The organism is Orlajensenia leifsoniae, from assembly GCF_004570845.1.
Classification (GTDB): domain Bacteria; phylum Actinomycetota; class Actinomycetes; order Actinomycetales; family Microbacteriaceae; genus Orlajensenia; species Orlajensenia leifsoniae.
In genome coordinates, this window is sequence record NZ_SPQZ01000005.1 from 180979 (window position 1) to 198714 (window position 17736).

Consider the following 17736-nt stretch of genomic DNA (forward strand, 5'->3'; position numbering starts at 1 on the left):
GGCTATCGCCGAATCGCGCTCGAGCACGCCTGTCACACTCACTGATGCCTCCATCCGTCTTTTCTGCACCGACTATCGTGATAACCGATGCTCATCTCGCGATATTCCGCACCGGACTTCAATCCCTACGGCGATGAAAGCCCCGACGACCCCGACGTGCTCTGGGCCGCACCCGTGGCGACCGCCGGCGTGCGCTCCGTCGTCGCCCTGCCGGGTTCCAAGTCGCTGACGAACCGCGAGCTCGTGCTGTCCGCCCTGGCGGATGCCCCCTCCCGCCTGCGGGCTCCCCTGCATTCCCGTGACACCGCCCTGATGATCGAGGCCCTGCGATCGCTCGGCGTGAGCATCGAGGAGACGGCGGGCGGCGGCGATTTCGGTCCCGACCTGATCATCACGCCGGCCGAGGAGCTCACCGGATCCACCACCATCGACTGCGGCCTCGCGGGCACGGTCATGCGCTTCCTGCCCCCAGTCGCCGGTCTCGCCCTCGGCCCGACGACCTTCGACGGCGACGAAGGCGCACGCCGTCGGCCCATGGCCACGACGATCTCCTCGCTCCGCGACCTCGGCGTCGACATCAACGATGACGCCCGTGCCGCCCTGCCGTTCACTGTGCACGGCAGCGGCAGCGTCGCGGGTGGCGCGATCACGATCGACGCGACGCTCACCAGCCAGTTTGTCTCCGGCCTGCTCCTGGCGGCCGCCCGCTTCGAGAGCGGCCTCGACCTGCGCCACGACGGCGAGCGCCTCCCCAGCCAGCCCCACATCGAGATGACGATCGCCACGCTGGCCCGGCGCGGAGTCGTGGTTCGCCAGCCCGAGATCGGCCACTGGATCGTCGCCCCCGGTTCCATCGCTGGCGCGGATGTCGCCATCGAACCCGATCTCTCGAACGCCGCGCCGTTCCTCGCCGCAGCCCTCGTCACCGGTGGCAGCGTCACCATCCCCGGCTGGCCCGCCGAGACGACGCAGGTCGGCAACGACCTGCTCGACCTGCTGCCGCTGTTCGGGGCGACCGTGGAGCGCGACGGCGACAGTGTCACCGTCAGCGGTGGAGACGGCATCCGGGGCGTCACCCTCGACCTGTCGACGGGCGGCGAGCTGGTTCCCAACCTGGTCGCCCTGGCAGCTCTCGCCGACGGACCGAGCGAGTTCACGGGCATCGGCCACATCCGCCACCACGAGACCGACCGTCTCGCCGCCCTGGCCGCAGAGATCAACGGCCTCGGCGGACGGGTGACCGAGCTGGAGGACGGCCTGCGCATCGAGCCGGCGCCCCTGCACGGCGGCGTCTGGAAGAGCTACGCCGACCACCGCATGGCCACGACGGGCGCCATCATCGGCCTCGCGGTTCCCGGGGTCGAGATCCACGACATCGCCACGACGGCGAAGACCCTCCCCCAGTTCCCACAGCTCTGGCACGCGATGCTCGGCACCGGTGGGACGGCGGTGGCATCGGCGACGACGGACACCACCATCGACCTCCCTCCGCTCGGGACGGGTTCCCGGGCATGAGCTGGTGGGAGTCCGACGACGACGAGGACGAGCCCGAGTTCGACGAGGCCGACATCAGGGTCCGTCCGAATCCCAAGGCGAATCGTCCGCGCACGAAGACCAGACCGGCTTACGCGCAGGCCATCACCGCCCGCGTGCTCGGAGTCGACCGTGGGCGCTACACGGTGCTCGTCGACGAGAACCTCGAGACCGAGCACGAGGTAACAGCTGCCCGCGCCCGCGAACTACGCAAGCAACCCGTGGTGAACGGCGACCGCGTCGACATCGTCGGCGACTCGACCGGTGACGACGGCACGCTCGCCCGCATCGTCCGCATCCAGCCGCGCACCACGCTGCTGCGTCGCAGCGCCGACGACACCGACGCCATCGAGCGCGTGGTCGTCGCCAATGCCGACCAGATGCTCATCGTGGTGGCCGCGGCCAACCCCGAGCCGCGCGTGCGGCTCGTCGACCGCTACCTCGTGGCCGCCTACGACGCCGGCATCCGCCCGATGCTCGTCGTCACGAAGACCGACCTGGCCGACCCGTCCGAGTTCCTCGCGAACTTCGCCGGCCTCGGCCTCACCGTCTTCACGAGCCGCAGCGACGACATCCCCCTCGACATCATCACGGCCGACCTCATCGGACACGAGACCGTGTTCGTCGGCCACTCCGGGGTCGGGAAGTCCACGCTCGTCAACGCCCTGGTGCCCGACGCGAACAGGGCGACGGGCGTCGTCAACACCGTCACGGGTCGGGGAAGGCACACCTCGTCGTCGACGGTGTCACTGCGCATCGACGTTCCGGCCGGCCGTGGCTGGGCCATCGACACCCCCGGCGTGCGCTCCTTCGGCCTGGGGCACGTCGACACGGCGAACATCCTCAAGTCGTTCACCGACCTCGACGCCATCGCCCAGCGCTGCCCGCGCGGCTGCACGCACCTCCCCGATGCCCCGGACTGCGCCATCAACGAGGCCGTGGCAGCCGGAGAGCTCGGCGAACAGGGTGTCGCACGCCTCGACTCCCTGCAGCGCCTGCTCACGACGTTCTCGGAGCGGCCGACGTTCTGACCCGTCGCTCCCGTGCGGGAGGATGGAGGGATGACCGAACCGTTCCGCCTGCAGACAGGCGACACCGCGCCCGCCTTCACCCTCCTCGACCAGGACGGCGCACCCGTCTCCCTCGCCGACTACGCGGGTCGCCGGGTCATCGTGTACTTCTACCCCGAGGCCATGACTCCCGGATGCACCACCCAGGCGTGCGACTTCCGCGACAACCTCGCGTCGCTGGCCGGCGCCGGGTACCAGGTGCTCGGCATCTCGAAGGACGCCGTCGCCAAGCTCAAGAGGTTCCAGGAGGAGGACTCCATCCCCTTCCCCCTGCTCTCGGATGAGGATCTCGCGGTGCACGTCGCCTACGGAACGTGGGGCGAGAAGAACTCCTACGGACGGATCGTCACCGGGACGCTGCGCTCGACCTTCGTGATCGACGAGGCCGGCGTGATCAGCCACGCGCTGTACAACGTCAAGGCGACAGGGCACATCTCGATGCTGCGCCGGAAGCTTGGCATCGACTGATCTGCGCCGGGCGGAGATTTCCTCGATGCCGAGGCCGATGTTCTCGCTACGCTGGGGACCAGTCCGGCGCACTGAGGCGCCGACTTCGACTGGATTGCTCGATCGCCCCGGACATGGGAGACACCTGAGATGAAACGACACGTCATCGCCACCACCGGCGCAGCTCTCCTGCTCATCCTCCTGACCGGATGTACGCCGAGCGGCAAGGCGGTGGAGGACTTCTCCGGTGTCCCCGACGACATCACGACGTCCGAGAAGATCCCGGTCGACACCGACGGCGCTCCCCAGGCGTTCTACCTGAACGACGGCGGCGAGCTCGCCGTCATCCTGTGGGGCAGTTCCACATGCCCGTACGTCGGCACGGACATCTCGGTCGTCAAGCCGGCGTACGAGGGCAACGAGGTGGAGGTCACCGTCGCCCCGCTCCCCGACCAGCCCTGCACCATGGACCTCGTTCCGCACACCACGGTGTTCTGGACGCCGACCAAGACGACGACGACCGAGCCGCTCATCGTGCGCGTGCTCGACTCGGTCATCGAGGTGCCGGTCAAGTAGCCGGCGAGTGGGCCTCGTGCAGGCTCAGTAGGCCGGCCGCTCCAGCTCGCGCGTGAATGCCACGCGGACACCGGGCACGAGCAGCAGCACGATGACGGCCACGGACGGCACCAGCAGGGCCCAGCCGATGTCGGGGCGGGCATAGAGACCCTGGAAGCAGCCGACCGCGATGGCGATCTGCAGGACCTGCCAGGTGACGGCCGCCCCGCGGATCCACGGCCTGTCCCGCGCTGCGCCGATGGCGATGGCCGTCACGAAGACGGCCGCGATGACGACGATCACGAAGATGGCGACGGCGCTCGTCAGCGAGCTCGGCTCAGCCGTCAACAGCTCGAGCAGGAACCACACGGCGACCCCGATGACGAGGGCGGCCTCCGCGAACAGGATCACGCGAAGAACCGCGATCAGAGCCCTGTTACGAACCGGCGCACTGGGGGAATCCTCAGGTTCTGACCCCCGAACAGGACGGGCATTCACAGGGTTATCCCATTCAAAACTATTGATCCGATTCTTTTACTATGCGACCATATTTGAGGTCAAGTTTTGCTCACAGGGTCGTGAGCTGTTCACTCCTGAGTTTACTTCCTGCAACTTGACCTTCACCCCCCGTTGCATTCTGAGGCCATACGGCCATGCACCCCCGCAATACAAAGGAGCACCCCCATGGATTGGCGCGACAAGGCCGCCTGCCTCACCGCAGACCCCGAACTGTTCTTCCCGGTCGGCAACACCGGACCCGCCGTCGACCAGATCGAGAAGGCCAAGACCGTCTGCTCGCGCTGCAACGTCACCGAGATCTGCCTGCAGTACGCCCTCGAGACCGGTCAGGACTCGGGCGTCTGGGGAGGCCTCAGCGAAGACGAGCGTCGCGCACTCAAGCGCCGCGCCGCTCGCGCCCGTCGCGCCTCCTAGCCGACCGAAGCACAGCAGAACGCGCCCTCGTCCGCGAGGGCGCGTTCTTGCTGTCACCTCGCCGCTACGGCTTGGTGAGCCAGCGCAACGGGATGTCGATGGTGACCTCGGTCCCACTCCCGAGGACGGTGTGCCAGTCGATGGTGCCGCTCAGCTCACCCTGGATGAGCGTGCGCACGATCTGCGTGCCGAGGCCGGATCCCACCTTGCCCTCCGGCAGGCCGGATCCCGTATCGCGCACCTTGACGCTCAGGGTGTCCTCGGTGCGCGACGCGATGATCTCGACATCACCCTCGCGCCCGGCGAGGCCGTGCTCCACGGCGTTCGTGACGAGCTCGGTGAGCGCCAGGGCCAGCGGGGTGGCGTACTCGCTCGGAAGCACGCCGAAGCTGCCCGAGGACTTCGGATGCACCGTCGTGTTGTGGGCGGATGCAACCTCGGCGATGAGCAGCAGCACCCGGTCGAACACGGCGTCGAAGTCCACGCTCTGGGCGAGGCCCTCCGACAGGGTGTCGTGCACCACGGCGATGGCGGCGACGCGGCGCATGGCCTGGGTGAGGGCTTCCCGCGCCTCGTCGGAGTGAGTGCGCCGCGCCTGGATGCGCAGCAGCGACGCCACGGTCTGCAGGTTGTTCTTCACCCTGTGGTGGATCTCGCGGATCGTCGCGTCCTTCGTGATGAGCTCGCGTTCCTGGTGGCGCAGCTCGGTCACGTCGCGGCTCAGGATGATGGCGCCGATGCGCTCCCCCCTGTTGCGGATCGGGATGGCGCGCAGCGACACCGTGACCCCGCGCGCCTCGATGTCGGTGCGCCAGGGCGCCCGGCCCGTGACGACGAGGGGAAGCGACTCGTCGGCGACGAGCGACCCGCTCAGCACCCGCGTGGTCACCTCGGCGAGGGACTCGCCCTCCAGCTCGTCGGCGAATCCCATGCGGTTGAACGCCGAGAGAGCGTTGGGGCTGGCGAAGGTGGTCGTGCCGTCGACGTCGAGGCAGATCAGGCCGTCCGAGGCACGAGGGGCACCGCGGCGCGGACCCGTCGGAGCACCCAGGTCGGGGAAGTCGCCCGAGGCGATCATCGCCGACAGGTCGTTCGCGCACTCGTTGAAGGTGAGCTCCTGGCGACTCGGCGTGCGTGTCTCGCTGAGGTTGGTGTGCCGGGTGAGCACGGCGATCGGCTCGTCGGTGATGCTCGATCCCGTCGGCGAGAGTCTGCGCATCACGGGCACGGCACGCACCCGCGTCGGCGTCTCCTCGTACCAGGCAGGGGTCGACGAGTCGACGATGCGGGCCGTCTCGAAGGCCTCGGTGACCTGGGCCACCCACTCCTGCCGGATCTCCTGGCCGACGAAGTCGCGGTAGAAGAGCGTCGCGGCACTCGACGGACGCGCATGCGCCACGGCCACGAAGCTGCCGGCCGCCGTCGGCACCCAGACCACGAGGTCGGCGAACGCGAGGTCGGCGATCAGCTGACCGTCAGCCACGAGCATGTGCAGCCAATCCACGTCGGCCTGGCTGCCGCGCCCCTGCGCGAGTACGAGATCACTGAGCGTCGACACGTTTCCAGCGTAGCGGGGATGTCTCAGCGTCCGGACGACGGTGACGATGCCACGACCGTCTGAGTACCGGCTGCTGCTCTGGATGCTGTTCGTGTCCGCCGCCGGACGCGCCGCGGGGCCGCATCCGGTCGCGGCACCACCTGCTCCTCGACGAAGCGCTCGATGGCCAGCCTCGCCGGCGACCGCCGCGACACCTCGCGGAGCGTGCCGCCGGCCAGCACCGCGGCATCGACGCCGCGGCGGTCGTCGGGCACGATGTGCGCCCGCTCGATGCCGCCGAACCGGCGCAGCGTCGCCAGCACGTGCCCTGCAGCCCCGACACCGGAGGCGCTGCTGCGCAGCCGGTTGATCACCACGCTCACCCGCTGCGGCTCGATGGCCTCGGCGAGGTCGGCGTAGCCGCGGAGGAAGCGTGGCAGGGCGATCGGATCGGCGCCCCCGACCGCGATGACGTGGTCGGCCGCCCGCAGCGCGGCGATGGTGGCACCGTTCCGCCGAGGAGCGAACAGGTCGCTCGAGATCTCCTCATCGGACTCGAGGCTGAATCCGGTGTCGACGACCACGACGTCGACCCACCGTCTGCAGGCGTCCAGGACGGCCGTCACGCGGCTGCCCCCGAGCTCCGGCCACCGGGCGGCACGGCTGATGCCGGTGAGCACCCTGAAGGCGCCATCGCGGGTGCCGTGGCGCTGGGCGATGCGATCGAGCTCGGCCGGGGTGAGGCTGTCGGCACCGGCGAGGCGGCAAGCCGCAGCGAAGCCCGGGACCTCGTCGAGGAGGCCCAACGCCGGCGCGATGGTGCCGCCGTACGGATCGACATCGGCGAGCAGTACCGAGTGCCCCCGGGCCGCGACCTCGGCGGCCACATTGACGGCGAGTGTCGTGCGCCCCGGCGCTCCGGTCGGCCCCCACACGGCGATCACGCCCGAGACCGGACTGTCGACGAGCGGGGCGGGCACTCCGACGGGCGGCGGCCCCCTGTGCCCCAGCAGGTTCTCGACGTCGTCCCAGGTGGAATCGGCCGGGAGCACCTCGAACAACCCGAGTTCTGACGCATGCCGGCGCCCGCTGTCGTTCGCCGCGATGCCGATCACCCGCACTCCGCGGCGGTCGCACACGTCGAGGAGCTCGCGGGTGATGCCGGCGGCGGACGCCACGACGGCGTCGAGCTCCAGCCCATCGAGGATGAGGACGAGCTCCCGCGCGGATGCGGCCCTGGCCACGACGGAGTGGCCGTGCTCGATCATGTCAGCGAGCAGGGCGTCCTCCACTGCCCTGTCGAGCAGAAGGGCGATGGCGGCCATCCTCAGCCGCTCCCGGGCACGACGGAGAGCGCATCGTCGTCGGCGATGGCCTCGAGCACCAGGGCGACGTCGTCGCGGGGCACGAGCAGTTCGACGGCCCGGCCGTCTCCGTCGGCGAGGAAGCCGTCGGCCTCGCGCACCACGGCGACGGTCGCATCCGACACCAGGACGACCGGCGGATCGAAGCCGTCGGTCTTCGCGGCCCGTGCGGCCCAGAGATCGACGACGGTCCCAGGTGCAATGCTCTCGGGCAGACGCCCGCTCACCGTCACCACCACGCTGGTGAGTCCAGCCTGGGTCGTGGTCGACACCGCGGATGCCGGGACCATCTCCCCGGCGAGCACGGAGCGGGTCATGACCAGGCCGTCGGTCGGCGGGCCGCCTGCGGACAGGTACACACCGGCGCCATCGCCGAGGCGCACGCTGGTGGCGACGAGGTCGTCGGCATCGACGGTCTGGCCGACGATGAGGGCGTCGCGGGCCACGTAGACCTGCGTCGTGCGGTCGGCGGTCGCCACGACGGCGTAGACGCCGATCACCGAGCCCACCACGAGCACGACGCCGACGATGAATCGCGGATCGATCCAGAACGAGCGGGAGCCGGCCTGCGTCGCTGCGACCCCCATGAGCACCCTCCCCTGACTCCGGCGTCGGAGCCTGCCCCCGATCATGCCGAGTCCCCTTCGCGCGCGCTGGGAGTTATCCACAACGCGGCGCATCCGGTGTCGACGTGACGACGGCGACGATAATGGTCAGATGCCCCCTGTTCCTCCCGATGGCGATGTCGCGCGATTCCTGTCGCTCGCCGACACGGCCGAGATCCTCGCGATCACGGTGGCCGAGGCCGCAGAGCTCGTGCGCACCGGCGAGTTGCCCGCCATCAGGGTCGGCAGCGCCTGGCGCGTCGAGCGCGTCGTGCTCGAGGCCTTCATCGAGGGCCAGTACGAGGAGGCGCGGCGCATGTCGCTCTGGCAGGAGTCCGCGTACGCCGACATCCCCGAGCTGTCGGAGGGCCGCATCCTGCGACCGACGCAGAAGCCGGCACCCGAGTCGGAGTGAGCGCGGTTCAGCCCACCAGGCGCACGAGCCGCACGTGGGCGAACGGCACCACCCTGTACTGACGCACAGCCCGATCGCGACGCGGGGTGCCCGCCTCGTGCACCGCGAGGTCGAGGTGGTCGCGTCCCACCCTGTCGATCGTCCCGTGCAGCGATCCCGTGGCCGTGACCAGCTCGACGGAACTGCGGCGGCGGCCGAGGTCGCGCAGCACGAACGGGAGGCCGATCCGGTCGATCAGGCGATCCTGTGTCGCGGCCGACGACTCGAGGCTGGGGTCGACCTGCGCCCTGTCGAGCACCAGGGCTGCGACGGCCGCGATCGGGACTATGCCCTGCGGATGCCACGGCGACCCGTCGATGAGATCGCCGGCCAGCCAGTCCTTGCCGAACGTCGTCGGCCGCACCACGACGACGGTACCCCCGACCAGCTCGAGCCGCAGCGCCGCGACGGCGTCCGTCGACCGCTCTCGTGCCAGCGCCATCATCCTGTCGCGGAGACCCAGCCTGCCGAGGCGCAGCCGCTCCTCCTCGATGCGCAGGTCGGCCTCCTCGGCGTGCAACTCCTGTTCGAGCTGGCCCTCGAGGTCGTCGAACAGGTCGTCGAAGCGCATGTGCGGAACGTTAGCCAGTCGCTCCAGGGCGGCACGGGAGTTGTCCACAGTGCCGAGACGACTCTGGACAAGTGAGCCATCATCATGATTGAGTCTCCCCAGACACCCCCGGACGGGGGTGTCGCCCCCGGTCCCCGAGTCCTGGAAGCGGCGCCATGAGCCCAGATCCAGCAATTCCCGCGACGCCGGACGAGAACGCAGCACCACCGTCTTCGTCGTCGGCGTCCATCATCGGTGCGAACGCACTCGGTCGCTATCTCGACGACGACTTCTTCGGGGCCCAGCCGACGCCACGCAGCTCGCTCCCCGACCCCCAGCCCCTGCTGTCGAACCTCACCCGCTGCGTGATGGAGGTGCTCGCCGGCGCCCGCGAGCTCGACCAGCTCAGCCGCTGGGTCACCGACGACGTCTACCGGCACCTGTTGAAGCGCGTCGTGCTCGCCTCCAGGGCACGCGCGGTCAAGAAGCAGCAGGCTCAGCGGCCGACGATCTCGATCGGCAGCATCATCGTGACCGAGCCGCGCGACGGCGTCGTCGAGGCCGTCGTCATGGTGCACAGCCGCTCACGCACGCGCGCAGTCGCCATTCGTCTCGAGGGCCTCGACAACCGCTGGCGCGCGAGTAGCATCAACGTGCTCTAGACGCACGAACGCCGCCGGATGCTGCAGGAGCAGTCATCGGGGCGGCGTTCGTCGGCGACGGATGCGGCGGGGTCAGCCCTTGCGCTTGTCCTGGGCGCGTCGCTCGGCGCGGTTGGCCGGGGCGGCATCCGGAGCAGCGGACTTCTGGCCGAAGGCACCACGGGCGGAGGACTCGTCGGCTGCAGGCGCCGGCTGTGAGGCCGCGACCTGACGGCGGGCACGCTCGGTGGCCGCCTGCTGGATCTGGCCGCGCTGGTTGCGCACCTCGACTCCGCCGGAGTCGCTCGGAGCCGAGTAGCTGAGCTTCTCGGCCGGCGCCTCCATGCCGCCGAGGCCCTTGGCCGCGACGCGCGGCGCCGACACCTCGCCGGGACCCTGGTTCACCTCGACGTCCAGGTTGAACAGGAACCCGACCGTCTCCTCGCGGATCTGTCCCATCATCTGCTGGAACATGGCGAAGCCCTCGCGCTGGTACTCGACCAGCGGATCGCGCTGTGCCATCGCGCGCAGGCCGATGCCGTCCTTGAGGTAGTCCATCTCGTAGAGGTGCTCGCGCCAGCGACGGTCGATGACCGACAGCACGACACGCCGCTCGAGCTCGCGCATGGCGGGAGAGCCGAGCTGGGCCTCGCGGTTCTGGTAGGCGATGCGGGCGTCGGAGAGGATCTCGCGGCGCACGAAGTCGCGGTTGATGCGACCCTTCGCCCCGGCCTCGGCCACGACCTCGTCGATCGTGACGCCGACGGGGTAGAGCGTCTTGAGCTCCGCCCAGAAGGCGTCGAAGTCCCAGTCGTCTCCCGTGCTCTCGCCCGTGTGCTGGTCGACGACCTCGTCGATGACCGACTCGAGGAACTTCTGCGTGCGCTCGTGCAGGTCGTCGCCCTCGAGGATGTGACGGCGGTCGGAGTAGATGGCCTCGCGCTGACGGTTCAGCACGTCGTCGTACTTGAGCACGTTCTTGCGGATCTCGGCGTTGCGCGCCTCGACCTGCGACTGCGCGCTGCGGATGGCGCGGCTGACGACCTTCGACTCGATGGCGACGTCGTCCGGAACACCACGCGACATGAGGGCCTCGGCGGCACCCGAGTTGAACAGGCGCATCAGGTCGTCGGTGAGCGACAGGTAGAAGCGGCTCTCGCCGGGGTCGCCCTGACGGCCGGATCGACCGCGCAGCTGGTTGTCGATGCGACGCGACTCGTGACGCTCGGTACCGAGCACGTAGAGTCCGCCGGCCTCGACGACCTTGGCGGCTTCCTCGTCGACGGTGGCCTTGACGCGGGCGAACACCTCGTCCCACTTCTCCTCGTACTCCTCGGGAGTGTCGACGGGGCTGAGGCCCGCTGCGTTCATCTCCGAGACGGCCAGGAACTCGGCGTTTCCGCCGAGCATGACGTCGGTTCCACGGCCGGCCATGTTGGTGGCGACCGTGACGGAGCCGAGGCGCCCGGCCTGGGCGACGATGGCGGCCTCACGCGCGTGGTTCTTGGCGTTCAGGACCTCGTGGCGCACGCCCTTCTTGGCGAGCAGGCGCGAGAGGTACTCGCTCTTCTCGACGCTCGTCGTTCCCACGAGGACGGGCTGGCCCGACGCGTGACGCTCGACGATGTCCTCGACGACCTGCGCGAACTTGACCTCCTCGTTCTTGTAGACGAGGTCGGACTGGTCGATGCGCACCATCGGCTTGTTCGTGGGGATGGCCACGACGCCGAGCTTGTAGGTGGACATGAACTCGGCCGCCTCGGTCTCGGCGGTACCGGTCATGCCGGAGAGCTTGGAGTAGAGGCGGAAGTAGTTCTGCAGTGTGACCGTGGCGAGGGTCTGGTTCTCGGCCTTGACCGCGACCTTCTCCTTGGCCTCGATGGCCTGGTGGATGCCCTCGTTGTAGCGGCGTCCCATCAGGATGCGGCCGGTGTGCTCGTCGACGATGAGCACCTCGCCGTTCATGACGACGTAGTCCTTGTCGCGCTTGAACAGGGCGTTGGCCTTGATCGCGTTGTTCAGGAAGGAGATGAGCGGGGTGTTGGCCGACTCGTACAGGTTGTCGATGCCGAGGTAGTCCTCGACCTTCTCGATACCGGGTTCGAGCACGCCCACGGTGCGCTTCTTCTCGTCGACCTCGTAGTCCTCGCCGGGGACGAGGCGGGTGGCGAGGGAGGCGAACTCGTTGAACCAGCGGTTGGCCTCGCCGGATGCCGGACCCGAGATGATGAGCGGGGTGCGGGCCTCGTCGATGAGGATCGAGTCGACCTCGTCGACGATTGCGAAGTAGTGGCCGCGCTGCACCATGTCCTGCGCCTGCCAGGCCATGTTGTCGCGCAGGTAGTCGAAGCCGAACTCGTTGTTCGTGCCGTAGGTGATGTCGCACGCGTACATCTCACGGCGCACCTCGGGCGTCTGGCCCGCGATGATGCATCCCGTCGTCATGCCGAGGGCGCGGAACACACGGCCCATGAGCTCGGACTGGTAGCTCGCGAGGAAGTCGTTGACCGTGATGACGTGAACGCCGCGGCTGGTGATGGCATTGAGGTAGGCGGCCGTCGTCGCGACGAGGGTCTTGCCCTCACCGGTCTTCATCTCGGCGATGTTGCCCAGGTGCAGGGCCGCGCCGCCCATGAGCTGCACGTCGAAGTGCCGGAGGCCGAGCGTGCGCCGAGCGGCCTCGCGTACGGCGGCGAATGCCTCGGGCAGCAGGTCGTCGAGCGACTCGCCGTTGCCGTAGCGCTCGCGGAACTCGACGGTCTCGTGCTTGAGCTCCTCGTCACTGAGGGCTCGGAAGTCGTCCTCGAGGGCGTTGATCGCCTTCGCGTAGTTCTCCAGGCGGCGGAGCGTGCGCCCCTCGCCGACACGAAGGACCTTTTCCAGGATTGAGGCCACGAATGCACTCCAGATAGTCAGTACGGCGTGCACGCACGCCTCGCATCCGCTCGGATGCGCGGGTCATCACCCAACGGGCAACCCTACCAATGGTAGACGGAGGCGAACTGTGATTCGCCTGACCCACGACCCCCGAACGGATGCCGAGGCGGGCGGTGCCTCAGCTGGCCTCTTCGATGTTCTCGTCGAGTCCGATCACGCCGTAGTCCCAGCCCTTGCGGCGGTAGACGACACTCGGACGGTTGGTCTCGGTGTCGAAGAACAGGTAGAAGTCGTGGCCGACCAGCTCCATGTTGTAGAGCGCGTCGTCGATCGACATCGGTACGGAGGCGAAGAGCTTGCGTCTGATGACGACGGGACTGTAGTCGTACTCGCTCTCGGGCTCGCCGGCCGGCTGAGCGCCTTCGACGACGGGGATCGATCCCGTGCGTACGCGCTCCAGGACCTCCGACGACGCGGGCGCTATGTGGATGGCCTCGAAGCCACCGTCCGTCGCCTCGCGGAGGGATGTGGGGCGGTGCTGCCCCCGGTGGATCTTGCGACGGTCCTTGGCCCGGCGCACGCGCTCGAGCAGTCGGCCGTAGGCGACGTCGAAGGCCGCGTACTTGTCTGATCCGTCGGCCTCGGCCCGAACGACGGGCCCCTTGCCGATGAGCGTCAATTCGACGCGGTCGTTCCCACTCGTTCCGTTCGTCTCGTGATGACGGCAGACCTTCACCTCGAGCGCGACGGCCCTGTCTGCCAGGTGGGCGACCTTGTCGGCCTTCTCCGTGGCGTATTCCCGGAATCGATCCGTGATACCCGCGTTTCGTCCGACGATGTTCAGCTCCATGTCGACCTCCCCGTTATCCGGCGTGTCACCCGGCTGTTGCGAGGGCGAACGTTCACGCCTTTAGGGCCACGGTAGCCCGCCCCGCTGGAGATGTCACCAGTTGTTTCACTCAGGTTCGGCGACTACCCTCGACCACCGCGCAGCCGGGTCTCCGCGAGGGCGGCGCAGCCGACGACGCTCCCGCCTCCGGCCCTGACGGCCCGCACGGCCTCGCGCATCGTCGACCCCGTCGTGAGGATGTCGTCGACGACGACGAAGCGTCGGCCGGCGAGCGGATGCGGCCCGCCCGTCACACCGCGACGCACGGCGAGGCCACCGGCGACGTTCGCCCCGCGCTCCTCCCGGCCGAGGCCGGCCTGATCGGCGTGCGCCCCCACGACGCGCAGCACGGAGCTGGCCCGCAATCCTCCGGACCGGAGCATGGAAGCGACCGGGCTGAAGCCGCGTCGACGGTATGCCGAGCGCGACGACGGCACGGCGACGATCTCGAGGCCGCGGGCATCGGGCGGGGCCTGTGCTGCCGACGCAACGGAGTCGGGGCCGATGTCGGCCACGACGATGGCCGCCAGCACCGCCTCCCGCAGCGCGGGTCCGAGTGCACTGGCGAGGGTGGGTCGGCCACCGTCCTTGAAGGCGCCGATCACCCGCCGCGCGACACCGCCGTAGTCGAGCGCGCAGTGCACGGACATGCCGTCGCGGTCGGCCCGGTGCACGTCGGCGACGACGACCAGCCGGCACGCCGTGCAGAGCACGCGGCCAGGCATGCCGCATCCGGAGCACTCCACGGGCAGGACGAGAGCGAGGGCGTCGCGCAGCGCCTCGGTCACAACGGCGGCTGACGTTCTGGAGGTCATCGAGCAACTCTCGCCCGAGCCGACGAAGCCGACTCACCAGGAACGATCGTCGTGGAGATCGGATGCGGCAGCCGCCAGCCGGGAGGAGGCCGCCCTCAGAGGCCCTGCTGCGTCGCGAGCACCTGCACGTCGTCGATTCGGGGTTGCCAGCCGATACCCTGCCGCTGCTCGAGGGTGCCATTGCCGAGCAGCAACCTCAGGTCGCGCACGGTATTGCCACCGGAGACGTTGACGGCGTCCTCCGTGGCTTCGATCTCCGAACTGGGGCCCCCGATCTGCTGCGTGGTGATCGTGGTGGCCCCGTCGGCCGACCGGGTGAGGGAGGCGACGGTGAGGTCGTCGACCCAGGAGGCGTCGATGGGCAGGCCCTCGGCCGACGGCAGCGGGATCCACGTGCCGAGCTTCACCGGCACCGAGGGCAGCCCGCCGTCGCCGCGGATGATCGCTGCGGCGACGAAGCGGCTGCGCCCCTCGCTCTCGAGTTCGGCGATGAGGCGCGTGCCGTCTCGCGACAGCCTGAGGGCGACGATGCCCGTCGAGTCGGGCCAACTCGTGGCGACCTCGTTCACCGACCCGTCGAGCCCGTAGGCACGGATGGCCGCAGGATCATCGCGCGGCACACTCCAGACGTAGCCGGCGGGGTCGATGGACGGTGCGATGAGGCCACTGCGCTCGTCGCGTGCCACCGGATCGTCGCCCTTGCGCACGCTGTACACGACTCCGTCGGCGAGCGCGGCGGCCGCCGTCCGGCCTGCACCCATCGTGACGGCCGACGGCGAGAGCGAGGCGATGGCGTCGGAGAGGCCGTCGATGGGCACGAGGGTGTCTTCGGAAGCCGGCAGAAACCCGAACACCCCGTCGTGGAGGATCAGCGCGCGCGAGTCGACTCGGGGGATCTCGTAGGGCGCGAGGTCGCGGATCTCCCGCTCGATCCCGTTGTTCAGGATCGTCACGCTGGAGATGGTCGGAACGCCGGCGAGACTCTCCTTGAGCTGCTGCTTCATGTGCTGCAGGGTCTCCTGATCGGCTCGCAGGGCATCGCTGTTGAGCGGCACCTGCGCGTCTCGCGCGAGTACGGTGACGGTGTCCGCCGTGAGCGTCGCACCCTCGGGGAAGGCCGACACCACTGCACCCTGGAGCCACTCGCTCGGGCCCGCGAGCAGCTCCCGCACGATCTGGGTCGGCGTCGAGAGCCGGCGCGGGAACCAGCGCAGGTCGGGCACCATGTCGGTGTAGGTGGGATCCCAGAAGTACAACGGATAGGAATTGAACACCTGCGGGAAGGTGGCCTTGTCGATCAGGGTGCCCTGTGGCGCCTTGCTGATGCGCCACTCCCCCCGCACCTGCTTGAACTCGTACGGCAGCGACACCCGCGCGTCGGGCACGTCCTCGGTGTAATCACCGTGCTGGCCGACAGCGGCCTCCGGCGTCACGGACAGCGACATCGCGAGGTCGCCTGCCGGGGTGAACTGCCGTTCTCCGCCGGCGTCGATCGTCGTGCCGGCATCCGGGTCCCAGACGTCGTCGAACGTGCCGGTCAGGTACTGCCGTGCCACCGCGTAGCGATCCTGCGGAGTCGCTGCGGCGTCGATGAAACCGCGCAGGATCTCCTCCTGCGTCGCGCCCTTCGTCGGACCGCGGGCGATGAGGTCGAGTTCGAGGGCGTTGTCGGTGTCGGAGCCCGTACCCTCCTGCACCGGGCCGGACGTGGGGATGGTGGCGCAGCCCGTGAGCAACGCGATGCCGATCAGGACGGCGACGGCGGCGAGACGCCTGGAGCTACGCATCGGTGCCTCCGATCAGCTGAGGGGACGCTGGCCCGTCGACGGGAGAGACGGGCGGTGCCGGCTCGGTGGCTCCGGCATCCTCCGGCACGAGGGCGAGCGGGCTGTCTCCGCGGGGTGAATCGGCCGTGCGTGGGAGCACGATCAGGAAGTTGCTGCCGGCGTCGGGCTGGGACCACACCTCGATGGCGCCGCCGTGCACGACTGCGTCCTCCAGGGCGATGGCGAGCCCGAGGCCCGTGCCGCCGATGGTGCGCTGGCGCGACGGGTCTGCGCGCCAGAACCTGTCGAAGACGTGCTCGGCCGCCTCGGCGGTCATGCCGACGCCGTAGTCGCGCACGCCGATCGCCACGGCGGTCGCATTGGAATCGACCGACACGACGATGGGGCGATGCTCGCCGTGCTCGATCGCGTTGCCGAGCAGGTTGCGGAGGATGCGCCTGATGCGCCGGGGGTCGACGAGTACGTCGACGTGGCCGCCCGGGGCCACGAGCTGCAGTTCGCAGCCGTTCCGCTCCGCCAGGGTGTGCATGCTGGCGACGGCATCCGCCGCGAGGTGGGCGAGGTTGGTCGGCTCCCGCGCGAGATCGACCGATCCGGCGTCGTAGCGACTGATCTCGAGCAGGTCGGCCAGCAGCACCTCGAACCTCTCGACCTGGGTGTGCAGCAGTTCGACCGTGCGCTCGGCGACGGGGGTGAAGGAGTCGCGCTGGTCGTAGAGCACGTCGCCGGCGAGCCTGATCGTGGTCAGGGGCGTGCGCAGCTCGTGCGAGACGTCGGAGACGAAGCGCTGCTGCACCTCGGACAGGTCCGCGAGCTCCTTGATCTGCAGCTGCAGGCTGTCCGCCATGCCGTTGAAGGACCGCGCCAGCGTGGCGATCACGTCCTCGCCCTTCTCGGGGATGCGCACCTCCAGGTCACCGGCTGCCAGTTGCTCACTGGTCTCGGCCGCCACCCGGATCGGCGTGACGACGAGGCGCACGACCACCCAGGTGACGGCGGCGATGAGCAGCAGCAGGGCGAGCGCAGCGACGGCAGCGGTCTGCTGCACTGAGGACAGTGTCTGCTGCACGTCGGCCAGGTTGTAGCCGATGTACACCTCGTACCAGCCGGCCGACGGCAGAAGCAGCTGCGAGCCGACCACGATGCCCGGCACCGCCTGGCCGTCGACGTCCGTCAGCGTCACGGACTGCCAGAACTGGCCTGCCCGATCCGATTGCACCTGACGGCGCAGTTCGGTGGAGATGACGCTGCCGCGCAGTTCGTTGGTGGTGAAGTCGAGCGGCGCGTCGGTGGACGGGGGCTGGCCCGGCGCCCTCGACATGGCGATGAGCCTGCTCGACGAGGCCGCGCTGATGGAGGCCTGGGCACTGCTGAGGACGGCCTGCACGGCATCGCGTTCCGAGGCGTCCGAGGCATCGAGGATGCGCTGGGCCGACTCCGTCGCACGGCTGGAGTCGGAGAGCACCAGGTCGAGACGGGACTGGAACAGGTTGTTGCTCACGCTCACCGAGAGATAGACCCCGGCGAGCAGGATGGCGAGGCCGGAGAGCCCGAGAGTGATGAGAGTGGTGCGGAACTGCAGCGAGCTGCGCCACAGCCGCACGGTGCGCGTCGGCCACGTGCCCCAGCTCGCCCAGTCGACGCCGAGCAGTCGCGGCTCGGCCGCAGGGGCGGTCATG

General features: G+C 69.4%; 17 protein-coding genes. 7 read left to right on the top strand and 10 right to left on the bottom strand.

The annotated features are described in order from the left end of the window. The first annotated feature begins 87 nt into the window (after nucleotides 1-87). From aroA to E4M00_RS14190, 4 genes are all read left to right on the top strand, one after another. Nucleotides 88-1515 carry a 3-phosphoshikimate 1-carboxyvinyltransferase gene (gene aroA / locus E4M00_RS14175; protein ID WP_135121142.1) on the top strand — a complete coding sequence of 476 codons (1428 nt, stop codon included), beginning with the start codon at nucleotides 88-90 and terminating at the stop codon, nucleotides 1513-1515. Then, on the top strand, nucleotides 1512-2564 hold the full coding sequence (gene rsgA / locus E4M00_RS14180) for a ribosome small subunit-dependent GTPase A (RefSeq protein WP_135121143.1): 1053 nt from the start codon (nucleotides 1512-1514) through the stop codon (nucleotides 2562-2564). The genes aroA and rsgA overlap by 4 nt, the downstream gene beginning before the upstream one ends. 30 nt (nucleotides 2565-2594) lie before the next feature. After that, nucleotides 2595-3071, top strand: coding sequence for a thioredoxin-dependent thiol peroxidase (gene bcp / locus E4M00_RS14185; RefSeq protein ID WP_135121144.1), 477 nt, complete (start codon nucleotides 2595-2597; stop codon nucleotides 3069-3071). Nucleotides 3072-3200: 129 nt separating this feature from the next. Next, a complete protein-coding gene (locus tag E4M00_RS14190; protein ID WP_135121145.1) occupies nucleotides 3201-3626 on the top strand; it encodes a hypothetical protein in 426 nt (141 codons plus the stop codon). A gap of 24 nt (nucleotides 3627-3650) precedes the next feature. Here E4M00_RS14190 and E4M00_RS14195 read toward each other — a convergent pair whose 3' ends face one another. Beyond that, the gene (locus tag E4M00_RS14195) at nucleotides 3651-4016 is read right to left on the bottom strand and encodes a hypothetical protein (protein WP_240037142.1); all 366 of its coding nucleotides are present in this window, start codon (nucleotides 4014-4016) and stop codon (nucleotides 3651-3653) included. Nucleotides 4017-4289: 273 nt separating this feature from the next. Between E4M00_RS14195 and E4M00_RS14200 the strand changes: the two genes are divergently transcribed. Continuing rightward, the gene (locus tag E4M00_RS14200) at nucleotides 4290-4538 is read left to right on the top strand and encodes a WhiB family transcriptional regulator (protein ID WP_055817493.1); all 249 of its coding nucleotides are present in this window, start codon (nucleotides 4290-4292) and stop codon (nucleotides 4536-4538) included. A 64-nt stretch (nucleotides 4539-4602) separates the two neighbouring features. Here E4M00_RS14200 and E4M00_RS14205 read toward each other — a convergent pair whose 3' ends face one another. Genes E4M00_RS14205 through E4M00_RS14215 form a run of 3 tightly spaced genes read right to left on the bottom strand, consistent with a single transcriptional unit; the run spans nucleotide 4603 to nucleotide 8026 of the window. Continuing rightward, nucleotides 4603-6096, bottom strand: a complete 1494-nt coding sequence (locus tag E4M00_RS14205; protein WP_135121146.1) for a sensor histidine kinase — start codon at nucleotides 6094-6096, stop codon at nucleotides 4603-4605. A gap of 23 nt (nucleotides 6097-6119) precedes the next feature. Next, nucleotides 6120-7400, bottom strand: coding sequence for a CpaE/TadZ family protein (locus tag E4M00_RS14210; protein ID WP_193555592.1), 1281 nt, complete (start codon nucleotides 7398-7400; stop codon nucleotides 6120-6122). Nucleotides 7401-7402: 2 nt separating this feature from the next. Then, nucleotides 7403-8026, bottom strand: a complete 624-nt coding sequence (locus tag E4M00_RS14215; RefSeq protein ID WP_135121147.1) for a hypothetical protein — start codon at nucleotides 8024-8026, stop codon at nucleotides 7403-7405. A 130-nt stretch (nucleotides 8027-8156) separates the two neighbouring features. On the opposite strand from E4M00_RS14215, the gene E4M00_RS14220 reads away from it, so the two are divergent. Further along, nucleotides 8157-8459, top strand: a complete 303-nt coding sequence (locus tag E4M00_RS14220) for a helix-turn-helix domain-containing protein (protein WP_056164435.1) — start codon at nucleotides 8157-8159, stop codon at nucleotides 8457-8459. A gap of 7 nt (nucleotides 8460-8466) precedes the next feature. On the opposite strand, the gene E4M00_RS14225 is transcribed toward E4M00_RS14220, so the two are convergent. Further along, nucleotides 8467-9069, bottom strand: coding sequence for a hypothetical protein (locus E4M00_RS14225; protein ID WP_135121148.1), 603 nt, complete (start codon nucleotides 9067-9069; stop codon nucleotides 8467-8469). A gap of 155 nt (nucleotides 9070-9224) precedes the next feature. On the opposite strand from E4M00_RS14225, the gene E4M00_RS14230 reads away from it, so the two are divergent. Continuing rightward, nucleotides 9225-9710, top strand: coding sequence for an Rv3235 family protein (locus E4M00_RS14230; RefSeq protein WP_240037144.1), 486 nt, complete (start codon nucleotides 9225-9227; stop codon nucleotides 9708-9710). A gap of 72 nt (nucleotides 9711-9782) precedes the next feature. Here E4M00_RS14230 and secA read toward each other — a convergent pair whose 3' ends face one another. From secA to mtrB, 5 genes are all read right to left on the bottom strand, one after another. Further along, the gene (secA, locus tag E4M00_RS14235; RefSeq protein ID WP_135121149.1) at nucleotides 9783-12584 is read right to left on the bottom strand and encodes a preprotein translocase subunit SecA; all 2802 of its coding nucleotides are present in this window, start codon (nucleotides 12582-12584) and stop codon (nucleotides 9783-9785) included. Between the two features lie 160 nt (nucleotides 12585-12744). Continuing rightward, nucleotides 12745-13416 (bottom strand): ribosome hibernation-promoting factor, HPF/YfiA family, encoded by a 672-nt coding sequence (gene hpf / locus E4M00_RS14240; RefSeq protein WP_056164447.1) that lies wholly within the window; start codon nucleotides 13414-13416, stop codon nucleotides 12745-12747. A 122-nt stretch (nucleotides 13417-13538) separates the two neighbouring features. Next, nucleotides 13539-14270 (bottom strand): ComF family protein, encoded by a 732-nt coding sequence (locus tag E4M00_RS14245; protein WP_135121150.1) that lies wholly within the window; start codon nucleotides 14268-14270, stop codon nucleotides 13539-13541. 95 nt (nucleotides 14271-14365) lie between these two features. Continuing rightward, entirely contained in the window at nucleotides 14366-16057 is a 1692-nt protein-coding gene (locus tag E4M00_RS14250) for an LpqB family beta-propeller domain-containing protein (protein ID WP_135121151.1), read from the bottom strand. Next, nucleotides 16050-17735, bottom strand: coding sequence for an MtrAB system histidine kinase MtrB (gene mtrB, locus E4M00_RS14255; RefSeq protein WP_135121152.1), 1686 nt, complete (start codon nucleotides 17733-17735; stop codon nucleotides 16050-16052). Before mtrB ends, E4M00_RS14250 begins: the two co-directional genes overlap by 8 nt. Between the last annotated feature and the right edge of the window lies 1 nt (nucleotide 17736).

What these genes read in the sequence shown, in the direction of transcription:
- E4M00_RS14200 (WP_055817493.1), top strand. Translation starts at nt 4,290, where the DNA reads ATGGATTGGCGCGACAAGGCCGCCTGCCTCACCGCAGACCCCGAACTG.
- E4M00_RS14210 (WP_193555592.1), bottom strand. Translation starts at nt 7,400, where the DNA reads ATGGCCGCCATCGCCCTTCTGCTCGACAGGGCAGTGGAGGACGCCCTG.
- E4M00_RS14245 (WP_135121150.1), bottom strand. Translation starts at nt 14,270, where the DNA reads ATGACCTCCAGAACGTCAGCCGCCGTTGTGACCGAGGCGCTGCGCGAC.
- E4M00_RS14230 (WP_240037144.1), top strand. Translation starts at nt 9,225, where the DNA reads ATGAGCCCAGATCCAGCAATTCCCGCGACGCCGGACGAGAACGCAGCA.
- aroA (WP_135121142.1), top strand. Translation starts at nt 88, where the DNA reads ATGCTCATCTCGCGATATTCCGCACCGGACTTCAATCCCTACGGCGAT.
- E4M00_RS14225 (WP_135121148.1), bottom strand. Translation starts at nt 9,069, where the DNA reads ATGCGCTTCGACGACCTGTTCGACGACCTCGAGGGCCAGCTCGAACAG.
- E4M00_RS14250 (WP_135121151.1), bottom strand. Translation starts at nt 16,057, where the DNA reads ATGCGTAGCTCCAGGCGTCTCGCCGCCGTCGCCGTCCTGATCGGCATC.
- E4M00_RS14220 (WP_056164435.1), top strand. Translation starts at nt 8,157, where the DNA reads ATGCCCCCTGTTCCTCCCGATGGCGATGTCGCGCGATTCCTGTCGCTC.
- E4M00_RS14215 (WP_135121147.1), bottom strand. Translation starts at nt 8,026, where the DNA reads ATGGGGGTCGCAGCGACGCAGGCCGGCTCCCGCTCGTTCTGGATCGAT.
- bcp (WP_135121144.1), top strand. Translation starts at nt 2,595, where the DNA reads ATGACCGAACCGTTCCGCCTGCAGACAGGCGACACCGCGCCCGCCTTC.
- mtrB (WP_135121152.1), bottom strand. Translation starts at nt 17,735, where the DNA reads ATGACCGCCCCTGCGGCCGAGCCGCGACTGCTCGGCGTCGACTGGGCG.
- hpf (WP_056164447.1), bottom strand. Translation starts at nt 13,416, where the DNA reads ATGGAGCTGAACATCGTCGGACGAAACGCGGGTATCACGGATCGATTC.
- E4M00_RS14190 (WP_135121145.1), top strand. Translation starts at nt 3,201, where the DNA reads ATGAAACGACACGTCATCGCCACCACCGGCGCAGCTCTCCTGCTCATC.
- rsgA (WP_135121143.1), top strand. Translation starts at nt 1,512, where the DNA reads ATGAGCTGGTGGGAGTCCGACGACGACGAGGACGAGCCCGAGTTCGAC.